At 65.1% G+C, this 21,066-nt stretch carries 25 protein-coding genes and 1 other RNA gene; 17 read left to right on the top strand and 9 right to left on the bottom strand.

What is annotated here, in order from left to right; all coding sequences use genetic code 11:
- Nucleotides 1-45: 45 nt before the first annotated feature.
- The 5 genes from J2X38_RS08275 to J2X38_RS08255 form a co-directional block, all read right to left on the bottom strand.
- Nucleotides 46-381 (bottom strand): YbaB/EbfC family nucleoid-associated protein, encoded by a 336-nt coding sequence (locus tag J2X38_RS08275; RefSeq protein ID WP_058538123.1) that lies wholly within the window; start codon nt 379-381, stop codon nt 46-48.
- Nucleotides 378-2,096 (bottom strand): DNA polymerase III subunit gamma/tau, encoded by a 1,719-nt coding sequence (locus J2X38_RS08270; RefSeq protein ID WP_310253083.1) that lies wholly within the window; start codon nt 2,094-2,096, stop codon nt 378-380. The genes J2X38_RS08275 and J2X38_RS08270 overlap by 4 nt, the downstream gene beginning before the upstream one ends.
- Before the next feature lie 168 nt (nt 2,097-2,264).
- Nucleotides 2,265-2,362, bottom strand: an RNA gene (gene ffs, locus J2X38_RS08265) — signal recognition particle sRNA small type.
- 144 nt (nt 2,363-2,506) lie between these two features.
- Nucleotides 2,507-2,845 carry a 2Fe-2S iron-sulfur cluster-binding protein gene (locus J2X38_RS08260; RefSeq protein ID WP_156419684.1) on the bottom strand — a complete coding sequence of 113 codons (339 nt, stop codon included), beginning with the start codon at nt 2,843-2,845 and terminating at the stop codon, nt 2,507-2,509.
- Nucleotides 2,842-3,933, bottom strand: a complete 1,092-nt coding sequence (locus J2X38_RS08255; RefSeq protein WP_310253081.1) for an aminotransferase class V-fold PLP-dependent enzyme — start codon at nt 3,931-3,933, stop codon at nt 2,842-2,844. Before J2X38_RS08255 ends, J2X38_RS08260 begins: the two co-directional genes overlap by 4 nt.
- Before the next feature lie 275 nt (nt 3,934-4,208).
- On the opposite strand from J2X38_RS08255, the gene J2X38_RS08250 reads away from it, so the two are divergent.
- Nucleotides 4,209-4,865, top strand: a complete 657-nt coding sequence (locus J2X38_RS08250; RefSeq protein ID WP_037510410.1) for an alpha/beta hydrolase — start codon at nt 4,209-4,211, stop codon at nt 4,863-4,865.
- Nucleotides 4,866-4,969: 104 nt separating this feature from the next.
- Here J2X38_RS08250 and J2X38_RS08245 read toward each other — a convergent pair whose 3' ends face one another.
- Nucleotides 4,970-5,134 carry a hypothetical protein gene (locus J2X38_RS08245; protein WP_310253077.1) on the bottom strand — a complete coding sequence of 55 codons (165 nt, stop codon included), beginning with the start codon at nt 5,132-5,134 and terminating at the stop codon, nt 4,970-4,972.
- A gap of 112 nt (nt 5,135-5,246) precedes the next feature.
- On the opposite strand from J2X38_RS08245, the gene rpiB reads away from it, so the two are divergent.
- The 8 genes from rpiB (at nt 5,247) to J2X38_RS08205 (ending at nt 9,371) form a co-directional block, all read left to right on the top strand.
- Nucleotides 5,247-5,699: a ribose 5-phosphate isomerase B gene (rpiB, locus tag J2X38_RS08240; RefSeq protein ID WP_310253075.1), complete on the top strand. Its 453-nt coding sequence runs from the start codon at nt 5,247-5,249 to the stop codon at nt 5,697-5,699.
- Entirely contained in the window at nt 5,696-7,003 is a 1,308-nt protein-coding gene (gene glyA, locus J2X38_RS08235; protein ID WP_310253073.1) for a serine hydroxymethyltransferase, read from the top strand. The genes rpiB and glyA overlap by 4 nt, the downstream gene beginning before the upstream one ends.
- Nucleotides 7,004-7,007: 4 nt before the next feature.
- Nucleotides 7,008-7,226 (top strand): hypothetical protein, encoded by a 219-nt coding sequence (locus tag J2X38_RS08230; protein ID WP_058538128.1) that lies wholly within the window; start codon nt 7,008-7,010, stop codon nt 7,224-7,226.
- Nucleotides 7,227-7,229: 3 nt separating this feature from the next.
- On the top strand, nt 7,230-7,697 hold the full coding sequence (nrdR, locus tag J2X38_RS08225; protein ID WP_058538129.1) for a transcriptional regulator NrdR: 468 nt from the start codon (nt 7,230-7,232) through the stop codon (nt 7,695-7,697).
- Complete coding sequence (locus J2X38_RS08220; protein ID WP_310253071.1) at nt 7,694-8,422, top strand: RNA methyltransferase; 729 nt, start codon at nt 7,694-7,696, stop codon at nt 8,420-8,422. Before nrdR ends, J2X38_RS08220 begins: the two co-directional genes overlap by 4 nt.
- A 31-nt stretch (nt 8,423-8,453) precedes the next feature.
- Complete coding sequence (locus J2X38_RS08215) at nt 8,454-8,687, top strand: hypothetical protein (RefSeq protein WP_310253069.1); 234 nt, start codon at nt 8,454-8,456, stop codon at nt 8,685-8,687.
- Nucleotides 8,688-8,772: 85 nt separating this feature from the next.
- Nucleotides 8,773-9,000, top strand: coding sequence for a hypothetical protein (locus tag J2X38_RS08210; RefSeq protein ID WP_058538132.1), 228 nt, complete (start codon nt 8,773-8,775; stop codon nt 8,998-9,000).
- A 146-nt stretch (nt 9,001-9,146) separates the two neighbouring features.
- Nucleotides 9,147-9,371, top strand: a complete 225-nt coding sequence (locus tag J2X38_RS08205; protein ID WP_058538133.1) for a hypothetical protein — start codon at nt 9,147-9,149, stop codon at nt 9,369-9,371.
- Nucleotides 9,372-9,380: 9 nt separating this feature from the next.
- Here J2X38_RS08205 and J2X38_RS08200 read toward each other — a convergent pair whose 3' ends face one another.
- A complete protein-coding gene (locus J2X38_RS08200) occupies nt 9,381-9,695 on the bottom strand; it encodes a chorismate mutase (protein WP_310253067.1) in 315 nt (104 codons plus the stop codon).
- A gap of 213 nt (nt 9,696-9,908) precedes the next feature.
- Between J2X38_RS08200 and rpsD the strand changes: the two genes are divergently transcribed.
- Nucleotides 9,909-10,520, top strand: coding sequence for a 30S ribosomal protein S4 (gene rpsD, locus J2X38_RS08195; RefSeq protein ID WP_037510385.1), 612 nt, complete (start codon nt 9,909-9,911; stop codon nt 10,518-10,520).
- Nucleotides 10,521-10,577: 57 nt separating this feature from the next.
- On the opposite strand, the gene J2X38_RS08190 is transcribed toward rpsD, so the two are convergent.
- Nucleotides 10,578-12,506, bottom strand: a complete 1,929-nt coding sequence (locus J2X38_RS08190; protein WP_231732633.1) for a S9 family peptidase — start codon at nt 12,504-12,506, stop codon at nt 10,578-10,580.
- 244 nt (nt 12,507-12,750) lie between these two features.
- Between J2X38_RS08190 and J2X38_RS08185 the strand changes: the two genes are divergently transcribed.
- From J2X38_RS08185 to J2X38_RS08170, 4 genes are read left to right on the top strand one after another with little or no spacing between them, the layout of a single operon-like run.
- Complete coding sequence (locus J2X38_RS08185) at nt 12,751-14,433, top strand: M28 family metallopeptidase (protein ID WP_310253062.1); 1,683 nt, start codon at nt 12,751-12,753, stop codon at nt 14,431-14,433.
- 19 nt (nt 14,434-14,452) lie between these two features.
- A complete protein-coding gene (locus J2X38_RS08180) occupies nt 14,453-15,436 on the top strand; it encodes an agmatine deiminase family protein (RefSeq protein ID WP_310253060.1) in 984 nt (327 codons plus the stop codon).
- 58 nt (nt 15,437-15,494) lie between these two features.
- Nucleotides 15,495-16,346: an N-carbamoylputrescine amidase gene (aguB, locus tag J2X38_RS08175; RefSeq protein WP_058538137.1), complete on the top strand. Its 852-nt coding sequence runs from the start codon at nt 15,495-15,497 to the stop codon at nt 16,344-16,346.
- Nucleotides 16,347-16,368: 22 nt separating this feature from the next.
- Nucleotides 16,369-17,010: a heme-binding beta-barrel domain-containing protein gene (locus tag J2X38_RS08170; RefSeq protein WP_310253058.1), complete on the top strand. Its 642-nt coding sequence runs from the start codon at nt 16,369-16,371 to the stop codon at nt 17,008-17,010.
- A gap of 15 nt (nt 17,011-17,025) precedes the next feature.
- On the opposite strand, the gene J2X38_RS08165 is transcribed toward J2X38_RS08170, so the two are convergent.
- Complete coding sequence (locus J2X38_RS08165) at nt 17,026-17,646, bottom strand: PilZ domain-containing protein (RefSeq protein ID WP_310253056.1); 621 nt, start codon at nt 17,644-17,646, stop codon at nt 17,026-17,028.
- A 694-nt stretch (nt 17,647-18,340) separates the two neighbouring features.
- Here J2X38_RS08165 and J2X38_RS08160 point away from each other — a divergent pair.
- Genes J2X38_RS08160 through J2X38_RS08150 form a run of 3 tightly spaced genes read left to right on the top strand, consistent with a single transcriptional unit; the run spans nt 18,341 to nt 21,056 of the window.
- Nucleotides 18,341-19,216 (top strand): TauD/TfdA family dioxygenase, encoded by an 876-nt coding sequence (locus J2X38_RS08160; RefSeq protein WP_310253054.1) that lies wholly within the window; start codon nt 18,341-18,343, stop codon nt 19,214-19,216.
- A gap of 14 nt (nt 19,217-19,230) precedes the next feature.
- The gene (locus J2X38_RS08155) at nt 19,231-20,214 is read left to right on the top strand and encodes an ABC transporter substrate-binding protein (RefSeq protein ID WP_310253052.1); all 984 of its coding nucleotides are present in this window, start codon (nt 19,231-19,233) and stop codon (nt 20,212-20,214) included.
- On the top strand, nt 20,211-21,056 hold the full coding sequence (locus tag J2X38_RS08150) for an ABC transporter permease subunit (RefSeq protein ID WP_310253050.1): 846 nt from the start codon (nt 20,211-20,213) through the stop codon (nt 21,054-21,056). Before J2X38_RS08155 ends, J2X38_RS08150 begins: the two co-directional genes overlap by 4 nt.
- The last annotated feature ends 10 nt before the right edge of the window (nt 21,057-21,066 follow it).

The raw sequence follows: 21,066 nt of genomic DNA, 5'->3' as shown, positions 1-21,066 counted from the left end.
TGTCGCTGTGCTGAACAGCGGGGCCCAGAGGGATTTGGGGCTGGCTCAAAATGGCAGCTTGAAGCCCGGGGGGAGCGGCAGGCCGCTCGTCATCTTGCCCATTTCTTCGTTGCTCGCCGCATCGGCTTTTTCGCGCGCGTCGTTGAACGCGGCGGCGAGCAGGTCTTCGAGCATCTGTTTATCGGCGGGCACGATCAGGCTGTCGTCGATCGAAATTTGCTTGATGCGGCCCTTGGCGCTCGCGCGAATCCGCACGAGGCCACCGCCCGACACGCCTTCGACCTCGACACTGTCGAGCTTCGCCTGCGCCTCCTGCATCTGCGCCTGCACCGTGGCGGCCGCTTCCTGCGCCGCCTTCATCATTTCTTCGATCGATTTCATGGGTTCGACTTATGGCGATTGTCGCCGGCCTCTTCAAGTTTTGCGTCGGGAAAAGCGGCCAAGGCGGCCTTCACCACCGGCAGCTCGCGGATTCGCGCGTCATTGTCGGCGAGCGTCGCGGCGCGGATTTGGCCAAGGCTCGGCCGTCCCTCGCCTTCGCCTTCCCGCACCTGCCAGCGGCTGCCGGTCTGCGCGAGCAGCGCGTCGCCCAGATCGCGCGCGAACGACGCGCCGAGCGCGCCAACCGGGGCGAAAACGATGCTGCCCGGTTCGAGTTCGATGATTCGCAGATGATCGTAGACATCGACCGCAAGCCGATGATTTCCCGTGCTTTCGAGGAGCTGATGGATCTGTGAGACGGTAAGCGCCGAGGCAGGCGAATCCGCGCTCTCGATTGCTGGCGCTTCCGTGACAGCCACCGGTTCGGCCGTCATGCTTTCCTGCGCCGCGGGCGCCGCCGGCGCGACCATCGGCGTCGCGGGCACGCCGCCCTTTTCGAGCAGCTTTGCGAGCTCACCCGGGTCGGGCATCGATGCGGCGTAAATCACGCGCAGCAGCAGCATTTCGAGATGTTCGAGCGGGTTGTTCGCGCGCAGCACCTCGTCATGCCCCTTGAGCAGCAACTGCCACAGCCGGTTGAGCGGCGCGAAACCCAGCTTTTGCGCCCAGTCGCCGATGCGCTCGCGGTCGGCTTCGGCCAGCGCGGGGTCGTCGTGGCGCGACACTTTGGCGAGCGTGATCGCGTGGGTCAGGTCCATAAGCCCGCGCACCATCGCGACGGGCTCGATCCCGAGCGCATATTGGCCGCGCGCGAGGTCGATCGCGCCGCCGGCATCGCCCTCGAGGATCGTCGCCATCAACTGGCCGATCGCCGAGCGGTCGGAGAGGCCCAGCATCACGCGAACCTGCGCCGCGCCGATCATCCCGCCGCCATCGAGATCGGCATGCGCGATCGCCTGGTCGAGGATCGACAGGCCGTCGCGCACCGACCCTTCGGCGGCATTGGCGATCAGCCAGATCGCGGGCGCCTCGGCCTCGACGCCTTCTTTCTGAAGAATCGAACTGAAATGCGCGAAGAGCATGTCGGGGGTGATGCGGCGAAGGTCGAAGCGCTGGCAGCGCGACAGCACCGTCACCGGCACCTTGTTGACCTCGGTCGTCGCGAACAGGAATTTGACGTGCGGCGGCGGCTCTTCGAGCGTTTTCAGAAGCGCATTGAAGGCGTTGCGCGACAACATGTGCACTTCGTCGATGATGTAGATCTTGTAGCGCGCCGACACCGCGGCATAGCGCACCGCCTCGATAATCTCGCGCACATCGTCGACGCCGGTGTTCGACGCGGCGTCCATCTCGATCACATCGATATGGCGCCCCTCGGTGATCGCGCGGCACGGCTCGCACACCCCGCACGGGTCGATCGTCGGCCCGCCCTGCCCGTCGGGGCCGATGCAATTGAGCGCCTTGGCGATCAGCCGCGCGGTCGACGTCTTGCCGACCCCGCGCACGCCGGTCATCAGGAACGCGTGCGCCAGCCGGTCGCGCGCGATCGCGTTGCCGAGCGTGCGCACCATCGCATCCTGCCCGATCAGTTCGGCAAAGGTTTGCGGGCGATATTTGCGGGCAAGAACGCGGTACGGGCCGCTCGACGGCTGCGGCGCGGTCTCGGGCAGGTCCATTCCCAGCATCGGGGTTTCGTCGTTGGCGGAATCGCTCATGCGTTCCGTATTAGGCACGGCATGCTCGCTTGTCGAAGGAGAATACGGGCGGTTCGATCCAATATCTCGTCGCCCCGGACTTGATCCGGGGTCCCGCTTAGCGACGTCGACAAGCGGGACCCCGGATCAAGTCCGGGGTGACGATGCGAATTAACACGATGAGATGGTGAGGGTGGGAGCCGGAACGACCCGCAGCGAATTCGTTGCGGCTGCTTCCTTCCGGACCTGACCGGGTTGGCGAAGACTGCGTCCGCCCGACTCCCGCGGCGCATATGGCGGGGAGCGCGGGGAAATGCAAGCGTAGCCCCAATCAGATACAATCGTCATCCCGGCGAAGGCCGGGATCTCGCCGGAGCGTCAGGAAGCGAGGTCGAGATCCCGGCCTTCGCCGGGATGACGAGGGTTGGGGTTCAGCGTGGCCCCTGCATGTTGCGGCTTTCGGCGGGGATATGCACGGTGAGCCCGTCGAGATCGTCGGTCAGCACGATCTGGCACGACAGCCGGCTCGTCCGCCGCACCCCGGCGGCAAGATCGAGCATATCCTCTTCCATCTCGCTTGCGGGCGGCAGGCGGTCGAAATCCTCTTTTGCGACGATGACGTGGCACGTCGAGCAGGCCATCTGGCCCTCACACGTGCCTTCGAGCGGCATCATATGCGCCTGCGCGACGTCGAGCAGGATCGAACCCGGCTCGGCCTCGGCCTCAGTGCGCGCCTTGCCGTCGGCGTGGATGAAGGTGACGCGCATCAGTTGACGCCCTGCAATCGCGCGGCGGCTTTGATCGCATCGAGGCCATCGCGCAGGTCCTGCTCGCTGGTGTAGCGGCCCCAGCCGAGGCGGATCGAGGCGCGCGCGTCGGTTTCGCTGACGCCCATTGCGCGCAGCACATGGCTGACCTTCCCCGACCCGCTGCCGCACGCGCTGCCGAGCGAGAAGGCGATTTCGCGGGCGTCGGACATCAGGCGCAGGCCGTTGACGCCCTCGCGCCGGACGTTGAGATTGCCGTGATAGCGATGGTTCGCATCGCCGTTGATCGTCCATTCGGGGAGCAGATCGAGCGCGAGCGACCAGAGGCGTTCGACATGTTCGGCGTCGGCTTCAAACCGCTCGGCCGCGAGCGCCGCCGCGGCGCCGAAGCCGGCGCAGAGGGCGGGCGAGACGGTGCCTGAGCGCATCCCCTGTTCCTGCGCGCCGCCGAACATCAAGGGCGGCAGGTCGACGCCGTCCCTGACCCAGAGCGCGCCGATGCCCTTGGGCCCGTGGATCTTGTGCGCGGAGATAGCGATGAGATCGGCGCCCTCGGGAATCGCGACGCGGCCATAGCCCTGTACCGCGTCGCAGAGCAGCAGGCTGTTCTTCGCGTGCGCTGCCGCGGCGAAATCGGCGACCGGCTGGATCGTCCCGACTTCGTTGTTCACGAGCATCGTGGCGACGATGCCGTTTTCGGGGATCGACGCGTCGTCGGGCGGCAGGGCCAGCCCTTTGCTATCGACGGACAGGATGTGTGCGTTCAGCCGCTCGAGACATTGCAGCGACGCCGCATGTTCGATGCTGAGCCCCGCGACGCCGCCCGGCTTCGCTTCGGCTCCGCGCAGCAGCGCCCAGTTGAGCGCCTCGGTCGCGCCCGAGGTAAAGAAGACGCGCCCGCCCTTCGGCAGCAGCGCCGCGACCTGATCGCGCGCGACTTCGACCGCCGCCGCGGCGGCGCGGCCGGCCTTGTGCGTGCTCGACGGGTTGGCAAAACCATCGCCCGCCCCCGGCCCTTCGAGCCAGCGCAACATCGCCTCGCGCGCCTCAGGAGCGAGCGGGGTCGTGGCTTGGTAATCGAGGTAAATCATGAAGTGCGTCTGCCTCCTAATCCCGTGCATGTCGAGCCATGCTCACAATCATCGTCACCCCGGACTTGATCCGGGGTCCCGCTCAGCGGCGTCGAAAAGCGGGACCCCGGATCAAGTCCGGGGTGACGAATTGGGGGGTGGCAAGGCGCCTTATTGCGAGCGATTCGCAAAAGTTGCAACATGCTACGCAATTTCTATATAGGCGCCATCTTCGCTCCGCCACCCTGCCAGCCCGGCGATTCGGCGGCCAGCCATAAAAGATAAGAGGTGCTCCCATGCCCGACGTGATTTTCCCCGGCCCCGAAGGCCGCATCGAAGGCCGTTTCTCGCCCCCGCCGCGTCCGCGCGCGCCGGTCGCGCTGATCCTCCACCCGCACCCGCAGGGCGGCGGCACGATGAACGACCGCATCACGCAGGCGATGTACAAAAGCTTCGTCGCGCGCGGTTTCGCGGTGCTGCGCTTCAATTTCCGCGGCGTCGGCCGCAGCCAGGGCACGTTCGACAACGGCATCGGCGAACTGAGCGATGCCGCGTCGGCGCTCGACTGGGTCCAGTCGATCCATCCCGAGGCGCAGACGACGTGGATCGCGGGCTTCAGCTTCGGCGCGTGGATCGGCATGCAGCTGCTCATGCGCCGCCCCGAAATCCGCGGCTTCCTGTCGGTTGCGCCGCCGGCGAACATGTACGACTTCAGCTTCCTCGCGCCCTGCCCCTCGTCGGGCATCATCGTTGCGGGCGGGCAGGACGAGATCGTGCCGCCGAGCGCGGTGCAGAAGCTGGTCGACAAGCTGCGCACGCAAAAGGGCATCACGATCCATCACGACGAGATCCCGCGCGCGAACCACTTCTTCGAGCATGAGCTCGACCAGTTGATGAAGTCGCTCGATAACTATCTGGATATGCGGCTCGCGCCCGATTCGCCGATCCGCTGATTAACGCCCGTCGCCCCCGCGAAGGCGGGGGCCGCTGGAGGTTTACGCAGCGAGGCCGGGCAAGGCCGACAGCGGCCCCCGCCTTCGCGGGGGCGACGGCTGGATTATTTTACCGGCACCAGCCAGATCGCGACATTCGCGAACATCACGAGCGCGGCGACGAGCATCAGCAGCGCGCGGCGGCGGTCGCCCTTGCGAAAGACATAGACGGCGCCGCCGGCCAAAAGGACGCCGGTCAGCATCAGGACGGACATGATCGTGTCGGACATAGGGCGGCTTTATCGGCACAGTCACAAATTTGCCACCTCGCTTATGGCCAATCCGCGCGGCTTCGCCTAAAGGGCGCTCATCGATTCCCTATCGCCCCGCGGGAGCCGCATCATGCGCATTGCAATAGCCTCTGACCACGCCGCCTGGGAGCTGAAAGCCGCTCTCGCCGACTGGCTTCGCGAAGCCGGCCACGAAGTCGAGGATCTCGGCACAAACGGCCCCGACAGCGTCGATTACCCCGATTTCGGCTACGCGCTTGGCCAAGCCATCGCCGACGGCCGCGCGACACGTGGCGTCGCGCTTTGCGGATCGGGCATCGGCATTTCGATTTCGGTCAATCGCAACCCCGCCGCGCGCTGCGCGCTGGTCGGCGAGCCGCTGTCGGCCAAGCTCTCGCGCGAGCATAATGACGCGAACGTCATCGCGATGGGCGCGCGCCTGACCGGCATCGACATGGCCAAGGCCTGCCTCGACGCCTTCCTCACCACCGATTTCGCCGGCGACCGCCACGCGCGCCGCGTCGACAAGCTTTCCAATCCGCCCCAACTGGAGACCAGCCGATGACCACAGACACGCTCGCCAAGCCCATCAAATCGGCCGGCTATTTCACCGACGGCGTCGGCACCGTCGACCCCGCGGTCGCGGCCGCGATGAAGCATGAGCTGGAACGCGAGCAGTATCAGATCGAGCTGATCGCGAGCGAGAATATCGTCTCGAAGGCGGTACTCGAGGCACAGGGTTCGGTGTTCACCAACAAATATGCCGAAGGCTATCCCGGCCGCCGCTATTATCAGGGCTGCGCCCCGTCGGACGAGGTCGAAACCCTCGCGGTCGACCGCGCCAAGCAGCTGTTCGACTGCGGTTATGCCAACGTCCAGCCGCACTCGGGCGCGCAGGCGAACGGCGCGGTCATGCTGGCGCTGACCAAGCCCGGCGCGACGATCCTCGGCATGAGCCTCGACGCCGGCGGTCACCTGACCCACGGCGCGCCGCCCGCGATGTCGGGCAAATGGTTCAACGCGGTGCAGTACGGCGTGCGCGCCGACGACCATCTCGTCGATTTCGACCAGGTCGAAGCGCTCGCGAAGGAACATCGCCCCGCGCTGATCATCGCGGGGGGCTCGGCCTATCCGCGCACGCTCGATTTCGCGCGTTTCCGCAAGATCGCCGACGATGTCGGCGCGCTGCTGATGGTCGACATGGCGCATTTCGCGGGCCTCGTCGCGGGCGGCGCGCATCCTTCGCCGATGGAGCATGCGCATGTCGTCACGACGACGACGCACAAGACGTTGCGCGGTCCGCGCGGCGGCATGATCCTGACCAATGACGAAGCGATCGCGAAGCGCATCAATTCGGCGGTCTTCCCGGGGCTTCAGGGCGGCCCGCTGATGCACGTCATCGCGGCGAAAGCCGTGGCGTTCGGCGAAGCGCTGCGTCCCGAGTTCAAGGACTATGCCAAGGCGACGATCGCCAATGCGCAGGCGCTCGCGAACCGGCTGAAGGACCGCGGCGCCGATGTCGTCGCGGGCGGCACCGACACGCACCTCGCGCTGATCGATCTCCGTCCGCTCGGCGTCACCGGCCGCGACGCCGACGAAGCGCTCGAACGCAGCGCGATCACCTGCAACAAGAACGGCATCCCCTTCGACCCGCTGCCCCCGATCAAGACCAGCGGCATCCGCGTCGGTTCGCCCGCGGGCACGACGCGCGGCTTCGGCATCGCCGAGTTCGAGGAAATCGGCGATATGGTCGCCGACGTGCTCGAAGCATTGCGCGACAAGGGCGAACATGGCGACGCCGATGTCGAAGCGAACGTCCGGGGCCGCGTCCGCGCGCTATGCGAACGCTTCCCCATCTATCAGGGATAAAGCGATGGCACGGCAGCACCCCGAGGAACCGACGCTGGTCGAACTCTCGATCGAAGAGGTCAAGGCGATGGGCAAGCAAGGGCTGGCCCATCCCTCGACGCGCCCGGTGCTGATCGGCGGCGCGGTCGGCGCAGCGGTGGGCTTGCTGCTCGATGCCGTCAGCTGGCCCGTCGGCCTGTTCGGCGGCGCCCTCATCGCGCTGGTGATGCGGGTGAAACGCTAGCCCATGCGCTGCCCTTATTGCGGACATGAAGACAGTCAGGTGAAGGACAGCCGTCCGACCGAGGACGGCGCCGCGATTCGCCGCCGCCGCCAGTGCGAGGATTGCGGCGCGCGCTTCACGACCTTCGAACGCATCCAGCTTCGCGAAGTCGGCGTCACCAAGGCCGACGGCCGCCGCGAACCCTTCGATCGCGAGAAATTGATGCGCAGCATCCAGATCGCGTGCCGCAAGCGCCCGATCGACGGCGCGCGCATCGAACGGCTGGTGTCGGGCATCCAGCGCCAGCTCGAAACCTCGGGCGAGAGCGAAGTGCAGGCGGCGCAAATCGGCGGCATGGTGATGGAGGCGCTGAAAGGCTTCGACAGCGTCGCCTATATCCGCTTCGCCAGCGTCTATCGCGAGTTTACCGAAGCGAAGGACTTTGAGGAATTCGCGTCCTCGGTCACCGAGGCGGCGCGGCCGATCAAATGACCGCGGCCGCCCCGCCCCCCGTCATCGTCCTCGTCCGTCCGCAGCTTGGTGAGAATATCGGCAAGGCGGCGCGCGCGATGCTCAATTTCGGGCTGACCGAGCTCCGCCTCGTCACCCCGCGCGACGGCTGGCCCAACCCCGACGCCGGCCCGGCATCGGCGGGCGCCGACATCGTGCTCGCCGAGGCGAAGGTTTTCGACAGCCTCGCCGATGCGGTCGCCGACTGCACCGCCATCTATGCCACCACGGTGCGCAAGCGCGGCGTGATGAAGCCCGTGCTGACCCCCGAAGCGGCGGCGCGCGAGGTTCATGCCAGCGCGGGCCGCTCGGCCTATGTCTTCGGTGCCGAACGCTCCGGCCTCGAAACCGACGATGTCGCGCTCGCGCACGCGATCGTGACGGTGCCAATCAACCCCGAATTCGCCTCGCTCAACCTGGCGCAGGCGGTGATCCTGCTCGCCTATGAATGGTCGAAGGGTATTGCGCTCGCGAGCCCGCCCGAAGTGCCGCTCGACCCGCCGGCGCCGCATGCCGAGCTCGAACAATTGATCGAACATCTGACGCGCGACCTCGACGCGAGCGGCTATTTTGTTCCGCCCGAGCGCACCGAGGCGACGCTGCGCACCTTGCGCACCGCGCTGACCAAGACGGGCTGGTCGCACAATGATATCAGGATGATGCACGGAATCGTGACGGCGCTTGGCAGGACACCCAGGGCCGGGTAACGAAAGCACATTCCTCGCTGGTGGCCGCTCGATGTTTTACCTCCTGATTTCCCTCGCCCTTTCGGCCGCCGCTCCCGAAGCGAAGACCAGCCAGCCGAGGCCCGAAACCACCCCCGCGCCCGAAAGAAAAGCCGATCCGAAACCGATCTGTCGCACCATCATCTACACCGGCAGCCGCCTCCCCCAGCGCGAATGCCGCACCCAGGAGCAATGGGACCGCCGGGCCGACGAGACCGGTAAGTGGATGGATCAAGACAAGAATTGACAATCGATATTTGGCATGCTGCATGTCAAATCATCGCTCACCTTGCCGTGACGGCCCGGTGACAATCCCCCAGGAGTTTGATTTCATGATAAGCCTACTGCTTTCGCTCGCCCTCGCGGCGGCCGGAACCGACGCGGCGAACACCCAGCCGGCGACCGAAACAGCTGCCAAACCCGAAAAAGCCAAGCCGAAGCTGATTTGCCGCCGCCTGGCCGACACTGGCAGCCGCCTGCCCGAACGCGAATGCCGCACGCAGGAAGACTGGGATCGCCAGGCCGACAGCATCAGCAAAAGGCTGCACAACGAGAAATAAATGCCGTTGGCTGGACTTCCGGGGCGCCGGTCGAACGGATGTTCGACGATCATGTCAAGACGAGGAGGGTGCGGTTTCGACAACCTCTTGGCTAATGCAGGAAATATCCCTAGGAAGCCACACCCCTCCAAGGAGCGAATATTGTTATGATCTCTGCGATACTTTCCCTGGCCCTTGCAGCAACGTCGCCGACCGTCGCTGCGGATTCGCCTGCAAAGCCAGCCAAGCCCAAGAAGGTTTGCGAAAAGGTCGAAGTCACCGGCAGCACGGTGCCAAAGCGCGTATGCCGCACGGTTGCCGAACCGGCAAAGCCGAAAGACGAAGCGGCGCAGGCCGTCGTCGCGCAGCCCGCGGGCGGCAGCACCAACTAAGCCCGGACGTCAGCTATCGGCGCGCAGGCGGTCCCACCGGGTCGCCTCATAGGCGATCGATTGTTCGACCAGCTCGTTCCACACGGCGCGCAGTCGCTCGGGTTCCAGCCCGGCGGCTTCGGCTTCGCGCGCGACATTGTCGAGCACCTGGGCCTTGCGGGCTTCGTCGCGAACGCTGCCGCGGTCGGTCTTGATGCGCGCCGCAGCGTCCATATAGCCGAAACGGCGAACGAGCAGCGCGACGAGCGCGCGATCGACCTGGTCGACCCCGGCGCGGACATCGATCATGGTTTCGCACTGTTCGGGAAGTTTGGCGGACGTCATGCGCGCTGCCTTTAGCGGCTTTTTCGACGCTGTCGAGGCATGCGTCCAACTTGCGCCGCAACGCTTGACTTTGCCGACCTCGCCGTCTAACCGCGCGCCTTCGCAATGGACCCCGCACCCCGGTGAAGCGGCGGTCGCATATGGCATCTGTCCATATGGTGCGACCCGGGAACCGCCGAAATCCTTCGGCACACAGCATATTGGAGACGACATATGTCGAAGCGCCAGAGCGCCAAGTATAAACTCGACCGCCGGATGGGTGAAAACATCTGGGGTCGCCCGAAGAGCCCGGTCAACCGCCGCGAATATGGCCCCGGCCAGCACGGTCAGCGCCGCAAGGGCAAGATGTCGGACTTCGGCATCCAGCTCCGCGCGAAGCAGAAGCTGAAGGGCTATTACGGCGACATCACCGAGAAGCAGTTCAAGAAGAACTATTTCGAAGCGTCGCGCATGAAGGGCGACACCGGCCAGAACCTGATCGGCCTGCTCGAGCGCCGCCTCGACGCCGTCGTCTACCGCTCGAAGTTCACGCCGACGATCTTCTCGGCGCGCCAGCTCGTCAGCCACGGCCACGTCTATGTGAACGGCGTGAAGTGCAACGTCGCCAGCCGCCTCGTGAAGCCGGGCGACGAAGTCACCCTCGGCAAGAAGGCGCAGGAAATGGCGCTGGTCGCCGAAGCGCAGAGCCTGCCCGAGCGCGACCTGCCCGAATATCTGTCGGTTGACGGCACCAAGTCGACCTACGTCCGCGTCCCGACGCTCGACGAAGTGCCCTATCCGGTGAAGATGGAACCGAACCTGGTCGTCGAATTCTATTCGCGCTGATCGAGTTCGCTATCGAATTCAAAGGGGCGGTCCGGCAACGGGCCGCCCCTTTTCGTTTCAGTGCGGCAGAAAGGCCGAAATCTTGCGGAGCATGTCGGCGCGCGCCTCCCCTGTTTCCAGGCCGTGGCCCAGTTCGGGATATTCCACCAGCTCGACCCGCTTGCCCTTCGCCGTCAGTTCGCGTTTCATCGTCCGTGCCTGCGCGACGCGGACATTCTGGTCAAAGGTGCCGTGGAACATCAGCACCGGTGCCTTGATTGCCCCGGCATTCTGCGCCGGCGATCCTTCGCGAATATGTGGACCGGTGCCGATAAACCGCGCGTTGATCGCACCGCCGCCGGTATCCCCCTCTTCGGTGCGCAATTGCTCCAGGTCGGTGACAGGGGCGATGGCGACGATCGCTCGGAACAGATCTGGCGCGACGACACCCGACTGCAAAGCGGCATAACCACCATAGGACCAGCCCACGATCGACAATTTCGCAGGATCAGCCCCCTGCCCGGAAACCAGCCAGCGCCCCCCGTCGGTAACATCGCCCATCGCAGTCTTCCACGATTTGAACCCGTTCTTCTGATACCATTCGTCGCCATAGCCCGACGATCCGCGGAAATTGGGCTGGAGCACTGCAAAGCCTGCCTGCGCGAAATATTGTGCCAGCCAGTCGAAACCCCACTCGTCGCGCGCCGACGGGCCGCCGTGCGGCATCACGATGGCGGGCAATCCCTTGGCGTCATTGCGTCCGGGCGGAAGGGTCAGATAGGCGGGCACCATAGCCCCGTCGGCGGCGGGATAGGTGACCGGACGAACGGGCGACAGCGTCATTTCGGCCAGCGCGTCACGCTCGCCCAGCAACGGGCGCAGTTCCTTCGCCTTCGGATCGAACAGGAAATATTGGCCGGGGTCGACGTCCGAACTGGTCCGGACCAGATAGCGGCTTTCGTCGGCCGATGCATCGGCGATCATGATCTGCTTGCCACCCAGCACCTTTGAAAGCGCCGCCGTCATTTTGGCGAGCGCCGGATCCGTGAGCACCGAAACACGACGGTCGGTGGCATAGGAAACCCCGACGATACGGCCGTTGCGACCGACACGAACGATATTGTCGATATCGACTTCGGGATGTTTGAAAACGGTCGTGACGGCGCCGCTGCCGTCCAGCGCCATGGCGACAACGGCCTTGCGCCCCTCGACCGATTGCAGCCCGTAGACGCGGTCGGTGGCGGGATCGATCGCCAACGGGTTAAAGCCTTGCTCGCTCGCAATGTCATAAATGGACAGAGGCTTCCAGACGCTGTCGCCCTTTCCTCGGTAGAGGAAGCGAATGGTCGGGTCCATTTGGCCGCTATTTTGCGAATAGCCCTGCGTCGCCATCACGCGGACCTGCCCGTGGCCATCCGACAGATAATAGATCGCGTCGCGGTTCGGCGCTTCGACGCGCTTGCTTGTTCCGTTCGCGGCATCAACGCGATCGACGCCCAATCCCTCGCTCCGGCCGGCGATGAATGTGCCCGTATTGTTTTCGGGAACATAGGTTCGCGTCATCAGCAGCGACCCGTTTTCCGACGCCGACCAGTCCAGAACACTGCCGCCCCGAAAATCGGCATAGAGCGATCGCGCGCTGCGCCGGTTGCTGAGGGATTTGAGATTCCCGCCCGCCGCATCGATCGCAATGAGGTTGCTGGCGGCGACAATCTCACCCGCCAGCTTGTCACGTTGATATGTCTGGCACGCGAGCCGCGCGTTCGTCACCCAGCCGCACCAGCTCAGAAACCCATCTTCGCCACTGCTCGACAAGATCTGTTTGGGGGTCGCCCCTTCGGTCGCATCGACGACAAACAGGCGACGCATCAACTTTTCGCCATTTTCGATGAAAGCGATCCGCGTGCCGTCGGGCGACAGGCTGACATCCCGGATCGATTCGAGCGCACCGAAACGCGCCGCATTGTCCACAGCCCCCTGCGCAACCGCGCCGGAAAATGCAGGCACAGCCGCGACCAGTGCACAAAGTGGAAGCGCACCGCGCCTCATCATATCAAGTTTCAACAAAAGCCCCTCCCGTTGCCCATTTTAGGCGGTCCACGGTGAAGACCATGGCAAATTTTTCAAGCGTCTTTGGTGCCTTGCTGGCAGCTTCGGCCGAAAAATCCGCTGCTCCCGCCCCGCCTTGCATCGCGGCGCCCCGGCTGGCACAAGCCCGCTCGTCGCAAATGAAACTTTCCGAGGAATTTCCATGCTTCGTTTCCCCCGAACGACCGCAGCCGTCGCGGTTCTCCTGACCGTTGCCGCATGCAACACATCCGACAAGGCCGCGACGTCGGCCACCGCCATTCCCGACGTCCAGATCCCCGAACTGTCGCTCGCGACGCTTCAGGAAGTGACGAAGGAATTGTCGTCGGACGCCTATGAAGGCCGCGCGCCCGGCACCCCCGGCGAGGAAAAGACCGTCGCCTATATCATCAAGAAGTACGAGGAAGCGGGGCTGAAGCCCGGAAACAACGGCAAGTGGACGCAGGACGTGCCGCTGGTCGAGATCACCGCGAAGAATGCGACCCCGCTGACCTTCACCGGCGGCAAGACGCCGGTCACCGCGCAATATGCAAAGGACTATGTCGCGTTCAGCTATCGCGTCCAGCCCAAGACCGCGGTCAAGGACAGCGACGTCGTCTTCGTCGGTTACGGCATCAACGCCCCCGAAAAGGGCTGGAACGACTATGCCGGGCTCGACGTGAAGGGGAAGACCGTCGTCGTCCTCGTCAACGACCCCGACTGGCAGACCAAGGAAGCCAAGGGCGAATTCAACGGCCGCGCGATGACCTATTATGGCCGCTGGTCGTACAAATATGAGGAAGCCGCGCGCCAGGGCGCCGCGGCGGTGCTGATCGTCCACGACACCGAGCCCGCCGCTTACGGCTGGAACGTCGTCGAATCGAGCAACACCGGCACGAATTATCTCGCCGAAACCAAGGACGGCGGGGCGAAGGAAACGCTCGCCAACGGCTGGATCCAGCTTCCGAAGGCGAAGGAACTCTTCGCGAGCGCGGGACAGGATTTCGACAAGCTGCGCGCCGACGCGGGCAAGAAGGGCTTCAAGCCCGTCGCGCTGACCGGCGTGAAGGCGAACTTCAGCTTTGACAATGCGATTTCGAAGAAGATGTCGCGCAACGTCATCGGCGTGCTGCCGGGCGCCAAGCGCCCTGACGAATATGTCCTCTACACCGGCCATTGGGATCACCTCGGCCGCTGCACGCCCGTTGCCGGCGACGACATCTGCAACGGCGCGGTCGACAATGCGAGCGGCATCGCCGGCCTCGTGACCTTGGCGCAAGCCTTCCACAAGGCGGGCGCACCCGATCGCAGCATCGTATTCCTGTCGGTCACCGGCGAGGAATCGGGCCTGCTCGGGTCGAAGTTCTACGCCGAAAACCCCGTCTTCCCGCTCGCGCAGACCGTCGGCGGCGTGAACATGGACGCATTGAACGCGATCGGCCCGGCAAAGGACATCGTCGTCGTCGGCCGCGGCAAGTCCGAACTCGACGCCTATGTCGCCAAGCTCGCCGAAATGGAAAAGCGCGTGATCAAGGACGAACCGACCCCCGAGAAGGGTTTCTATTATCGTTCGGATCACTTCAGCTTCGCCAAGCTCGGCGTGCCGATGTTCAACTTCGGCAGCGGCGACGACCTGGTCGAGGGCGGCGTCGACGCGGGCAAGAAGGCGGCGGAAGATTATGAAAAGAACCGCTACCACGCGCCGGGCGACGAATATGAGGCGATCACCAACTGGGGCGGCATGATGTCCGACCTGCGCCTCTATTACGCCGCAGGCCGCATGCTCGCGATGACCGACGCGTGGCCGAACTGGAACGAGGGCGACGAATTCCGCGCCGCCCGCGACAAGTCGCGTCCCGCAAAGTAAGCGGAAAGAGCGCGCGCCCATGACGCTGAAAATGCCTGCCGAATGGGCGCCGCACGACGCCGTCTGGATCGGTTTCCCGCACCTCGCCGAAGAGTGGGCGGGCGCGATCGACGAGGGACGGCGCGACGTCGCCGCCTTCGCCAACGCCGTCCATGACGGCGGCCGCGGCGAAGAGGTGCGGCTGGTGGTCAACGACGCGCGGCAGGCGGATATCGCCGCCGCGCTCGTCGATCCGGGCGTGCGCATCCTGATCCATCCGCTCGGCGATATCTGGCTGCGCGATACCGGGCCGATCATCGCCGGCACCGGCACAGCCCGCCGCGCGCGCAATTTCGAATTCAACTGGTGGGGCGAGAAGTTCGTCATGCCCGGCGATCAGGAAATCGGCGCCGCGCTCGCCGCCGGATCGGGCCTGCCAGTCGACGATCAGGACTGGGTGCTCGAGGGCGGCGGCATCGACGTCGATGGCACGGGCCTCTGCGTCACGACCGAAGAGTGCCTGCTCAACACCAACCGCAACCCGACGCTGACGCGCGAGGATATCGCCGTGCGGCTCCACCAGTCGCTCGGCATCGACCGGCTGCTGTGGCTCGGCAACGGCTTGGTCGGCGATCACACCGACGGCCATGTCGACAATCTGGCGCGCTTCGTCGACGAAGGGCGGCTCGCGCTGCCCGTCGCGGCGGGCGCGGACGACCCCAACGCGCATATCTATGCCGATGCCCGCGCGCGCGCCGCGGCGTTCGGCGGGGTCGAGATCGTCGACCTGCCCTCGCCCGGCCGCATCGAGATCGATGGCGAGGTCGCGGCGGCGAGCTATATGAACTTCTACATCGGCAATAGCGTCGTCGTGGTGCCGACCTATGGCGTCGCCAATGACGTCACGGCGGTCGACACCCTCGCCGCGCTCTTCCCCGACCGCCGCGCGGTCGGCGTGCCCGCGCGCGGGATCATCGTCGGCGGCGGCAGCTTCCATTGCTCGAGCCAGCAGCTTCCGGCCTAGCATCGGGCGCGAAGCCGCCTATATTCCGGCTCGATTCGAGCCATCACGGACCCCGCCCATGACCCGCACCATCACCGTCGCCGCGCTGCAGCTTCCCCTGCCCGGCCCCGTCCAGCCCAATATCGACGCCGTCACCGCGCTCGTCGAGAAAGCGGCGGCGAAAGGCGCGCAGGTGATTTTGCCCCCCGAGCTCTTCGAAGGCCCCTATTTCTGCCAGGTCGAGGATGAGGAATTATTCGCATCGGCGCGCCCGACCGCCGAGCATCCGAGCGTGGTGGCGATGCAGGCGCTCGCCGCGAAGCTGAAGGTCGCGATCCCGACGAGCTATTTCGAGAAGGACGGGCCGCATTATTACAATACGCTCGCGATGATCGGTCCCGACGGGGCGATCATGGGCACGTATCGCAAGAGCCACATCCCCGATGGGCCGGGCTATGAGGAAAAATATTATTTTCGCCCCGGCAACACCGGCTTCAAGGTCTGGGACGTGTTCGGCACGCGGATCGGCGTCGGCGTCTGCTGGGACCAATGGTATCCCGAATGCGCGCGCGCGATGGCGCTGATGGGCGCCGAGCTGCTTTTCTACCCGACCGCGATCGGCAGCGAACCCTATGACGCCGATCTCGACACCAGCCGCATGTGGCGCCGCGCGATGCAGGGGCACAGCGTGTCGAACTGCATGCCGGTGATCGCGTCGAACCGCATCGGGACCGAGGGCGACGCCAATTTCTATGGCCACAGCTTTATCAGCGACGAATGGGGCGATCTTCGCCAAGAATATGGCGCCAGCGAAACCGGCGTGCTGATCGAGACGATCGACCTCGACCGCGCAGCGAAGCATCGCGCCGGCATGGGCTTTTTCCGCGACCGCAGGCCGCAGCTTTACGGGCGGCTCGTCGAGGACATCTGACAAGATAGCGTGGGGGCGAAACATGGAATTACCCGACGATATTTTTACCGAGCCCGAGGACGTCGATCCCGAGACGCTCGCCAATCTCGGCCCGCTGCGCCGTCTGGCGGGGATATGGGAGGGACAGCGAGGGGTCGATATCAACCCCAAGGCCGACGGCCCCGAGACGCGCCAATATTATGAGCGGATCGAGATGCAGCCGATCGACCCGCAGGCGAACGGGCCGCAGCTATTTTACGGGCTGCGTTACCATTTGCACGTCAACACGCGCGAAGAGGACATCGCCTTCCACGACCAGGTCGGTTACTGGCTGTATGAGGCCGCGACCGGCCTGATCCTGCAGACGCTGGCGATCCCGCGCGGGCAGATCGCGATTGCGGCGGGGCATGCCGAGCCCGATGCGAAGCGGCTGGTGCTGAAAGCGACGCGCGGCCAAACCGACTATGGCATTTGTTCGACGACCTTCCTCGAGCTCGCCTTTCGGACCGACAGCTATCAGATTACGGTGGATTTTCAAGATGATGGGTCGTGGAGCTATGTTTCGGACACGACGCTGATCGTCAAAGGCCAGGACGAGCCCTTCCTCCATCGCGACCGCAACACGCTGACGAAGATCGCCGAGCCTGACCTCAACCCCTGGGCAAAGATCACCCGCGGCGGCTAGGTCCGGACCCCAAGGTCAGCTTTCGAAGCGGCGGATGCTTTCGAGGTCGGCGCGGTCGAGCGGCTGCGTCAGCCACAGGCCGCCGCGCCCGGCGCGCGACCAGCGGACGATCGCACGGCGCTTGACCCCGCCCGCGAGTATCAGGTCGAGTTCCTTGCCGACTTCCAGATGGCCGTCGTGGATGAACCCGGCACCATTTTGCGACAAATCGACCAGTTCGATGCTCGTCGTGGTTTCGTCGGTGACCGCCTGCGCCTGCGTGCTCACCGGCAGGCGCGGCTGGCGATAACCGGTGGCGCGCTGTTCGGCCGCCAATTGTTTGAGCACGTCGGCGACATCGACTTCCTTGTCGAACGACACGCCGCACCGGCCCGCGTCGGACCAGACGACTTCGCCGCGGATCACAACCGTATCCGAAAGCGCGATCTCCAGTTTCTCGCCGACCCCGATCGGAACGTCGGCTGCCAGCATCATGCCCTTGTCGGAAATATTGCGCACGCGCCACAAACCCGCATCGCCATTGCGCATCACCTTGGCGATCCGCCAGACCGTGCGATAGCGGTCGCCGCCACGACGATCCGTGTCGGCCGCTTTGTCCTGTTCCTCTACCGGGTCGGAGAGGCGACGGTGGTTCATGTCATCTACCTTATCGAAGCAGCATCGAACGGAAGCATAACTTCCCGTCTATACTGGAAAACTCACAATCCCCACGACACCGCATTACTTGAATTAAGCTTATAATTCAATCTTAGTGCAGATCATAGTTAACGTCACATCGGTCAGAAAATGCGGAAGCGCGCGGCCCGGCTGGTCGTTCGATAGCGAAGCTTTCGTATTTTACACAATTTACGGTGCGAGCGCGCCGGGATTAAGTGCCAAAGTGACGGGTTCGGCAAAGCCATTCGCGCCAGCGCGCCGGGCCGACCCAACCGAGCGATGCTTTGCGGCATGAAAGCGAAACTACGCTTGACGGCGCCAACTCTACCGATCAAGTTGAGTTGCCGGCCTGATCCCGACCGGCGAGGCGTTTTTCCCGGGATCCGCGGCTTTTGACCGGGAAGCAGCTTGCTCCGCGTTACCAACAGCTAAAGCGCGCGATGCTCAGGCGACAGCGCCAGGTATCGTGTTCCCCTCATGCAATGAGGTGATACGATGCACGTCTCCCCACCGCGATAGCGGCCCGCGTCCGAGCCGGACGCCTCTCTGAATCAAACGCACGCCGATTTGGGCGCAGCCGTTTGGCACCCCCTTTATCCGGCGCCGCCCGGCGGTCGCCGCTCGCATCGTCGCGCGCTTCGGCGCCGCGATCCCAATCGACGAGGAATTCGACATGACCATCCAGACGCTCGAACATAGCGAAACCGCCACCAAATTCTTCGACATCACCCCGCTGCAACCGAGCCTCGGCGCGCTGATCAGCGGTATCGACCTCGCCCAGCCGCTGGACCGTCCGACCTATGACGCGCTGCGCGCCGCGCTGCTCCGGTACAAGGTGCTGTTTTTCCGCGATCAGAATCTGACGCGCGAGCAGCATATCGCGCTCGGCGCGGCGTTCGGCGACCTTGAGGAGCATCCGGTTTTCTCGCTTCCCGATTATCCGCAGATCCTGCCGCTGATCTCGCAGGAGCTGAGGGGCAAATATCGCCAGTCGACCGACAGCAACTGGCACGCCGACACCACCTTCCGCACCGAACCCTCGGCGGCGTCGATCCTGATCCAGCGCGTTTCGCCCTCGCTGGGCGGCGACACCGTGTTCGCCAACGCCGTCGCCGCTTATGAAACGCTCGACGAGGAGACGAAGGCGCGGATCGACGGCCTGACCGCGATCCACGATCCCAGCATCTTCATCCAGTTCCTCGACACCGACGAGAAGAAGGACGCGCTGCGCGCGAGCTTCCCGCCGGTCGAGCATCCCGTCGTGCGCATCCACCCCGAGACGGGCGAGAAGGTGCTTTACGTCAATTCGGTGTTCACCCGGCATATCGTCGGGCTGCCCGAGGACGAGAGCCAGGCGCTGCTCGCGCGGCTGTTCGACCAGGTCAAGCGTCCCGAATTCCAGGTGCGGTGGAGCTGGCAGCCCGGCTCGATCGCCTTCTGGGACAATCGCGCGACGCAGCATTACGCCGTCCCCGACTATAGCGAAGCGCGCCATATGGAGCGCGTGACGATCGTCGGCGACCGCCCCGTCGGCCCGAACGCCGCCTGATCCTGGCCCAGCAGATGAAACTCTCCCTCACCCCTCTTCGCACGCTCGTCGCCGGCGCTTTCCTGTCGCTGGCGGCGTGCGGCGGCGCGGTCGACGGCGGCACGACGATCAAGATCGGCGACCAGCTCCACGCGCTCAAATCGTCGCTCGACGTATCGGGCGAAGGCCAGCCGAGCGATTACAAGATCGAATGGGCCAATTTCGTCGGCGGGCCGCCGATCATCGCGGCACAGACGGGCGGATCGCTCGATGTCGGCTGGATGGCCGAAACCCCGCTGATCTTCGCGCAGGCCGCGGGCAGCCCGGTTAAGGTGGTCGCGGTGAGCAAGACCATCGACGGCGGCGGCTCGCCCTATGCGCTCGTCGTCAAACCCGACTCGCCGATCCGCAGCGTCGCCGATCTCAAGGGCAAATCAGTGTCGTTCATGAAGGGCACGGTGCTCCATTATTTCGTCGCGCGGCTGCTCGACAAGCAGGGGTTGTCGCTGAAGGATATCAAGCCGGTGCAGGCGACCGGCTTTGGCACCGGGCTGCTCGACAAGGGATCGGCCGACGCGATCACGATCGGCGAGCCCTATCTGACGCAGGCGCTCGAGGCCGGGAAGGTGCGTGTGCTCGCGAGCGGCGCGCCACCGAACACGCCGGGCTTCTTCTACCTCGTCGCGTCCGACAAGGCGCTCGCCGATCCGGTGAAGGCGAAGGCGATCGGCGACCTCGTCGCGCGCGCGGCGCGGGCGACGCGCTGGCAGCGTGAGAATCCCGCCAGGGCCGCGCCGGCGCTCGCCAAACGCTACAATGTCGACGCGGCGATCGCGGAAAAGATCATCACGCGCGCGCCCGCCAGCTATGCGCCGATCAGCGACGCGATCATCGCGGCGCATCAGGACGAGGCCGATCTGTTCTTCAAGGAAGGACTGATCCGCAAAAAGCTCGACGCGTCGCAAATCTTCGACAAGCGCTACGACGATATCGTCGCCGCGCAGGAGGCGGCGAAGTGAATGCGCCGACACCGATTGCCCTCGCGGGCGACCCCGGCCGGCTCGTCCAGCCGGTCGTCCGCAGGGCGGGAACCCGATCCGAACGCTTCTCGTTCGCCCGCCGCGCCACCGGCCCGCTGATCATCGTCGCGCTGTGGGCGACCTCGACGAGCGCGGGGTGGATCGACCCGTCGATCCTCCCCTCGCCTGCCGGTATCGTCGCGGGGTGGCAGCAATTGTGGACCGAACAGGCGCTTGCCTCACAGATTGCCACCTCGCTCACGCGCGCGCTCGTGGGCGGCACAATCGGCATCGTCTTCGGGCTGATCCTCGGCACCATCGCGGGCCTGTCGAAACTCGGCGAGGAAGTGTTCGATGCCTTGCTCCAGATGCTGCGCACCATCCCCTTCCTCGCGCTCGTTCCGCTGTTCATCGTCTGGTTCGGGATCGGCGAGGCGCCGAAGCTGCTCCTCATCGCGCTCGCGACGATGTTCCCGATGTACCTCAACACCTATGCCGGGGTGCGCAACGTCGACCGCAAGGTGATCGAGGCGATGCGCAGCTTCGGCCTCGGCGGGCGCCGCCTGATCCTCGAGGTCGTGCTGCCGCTCGCGCTGCCCCAGATCTTCACGGGGCTGCGCTTCGCGCTCGGCGTGTCGGTGCTCGTGCTGATCGCCGCCGAGCAGATCAACGCCTCGGCGGGGCTCGGCTACCTGCTCAACAGCGCGCAACTGTATCAGCAGGTCGACGTCATCCTCATCTGCATCGCCATCTATGCCGTACTCGGCCTCAGCGCCGACCTGATCGTCCGCTCGCTCGAACGGCTGTTCATGCCGTGGCGCGCGGGCATCGCCATCCGATAGGAGACATACC

It is taken from the genome of Sphingopyxis sp. BE235 (assembly GCF_031457175.1).
GTDB lineage: Bacteria > Pseudomonadota > Alphaproteobacteria > Sphingomonadales > Sphingomonadaceae > Sphingopyxis.
The sequence above is the reverse complement of the archived record's forward strand: the minus strand, read 5'-3'. Positions and strand labels throughout refer to the sequence as shown.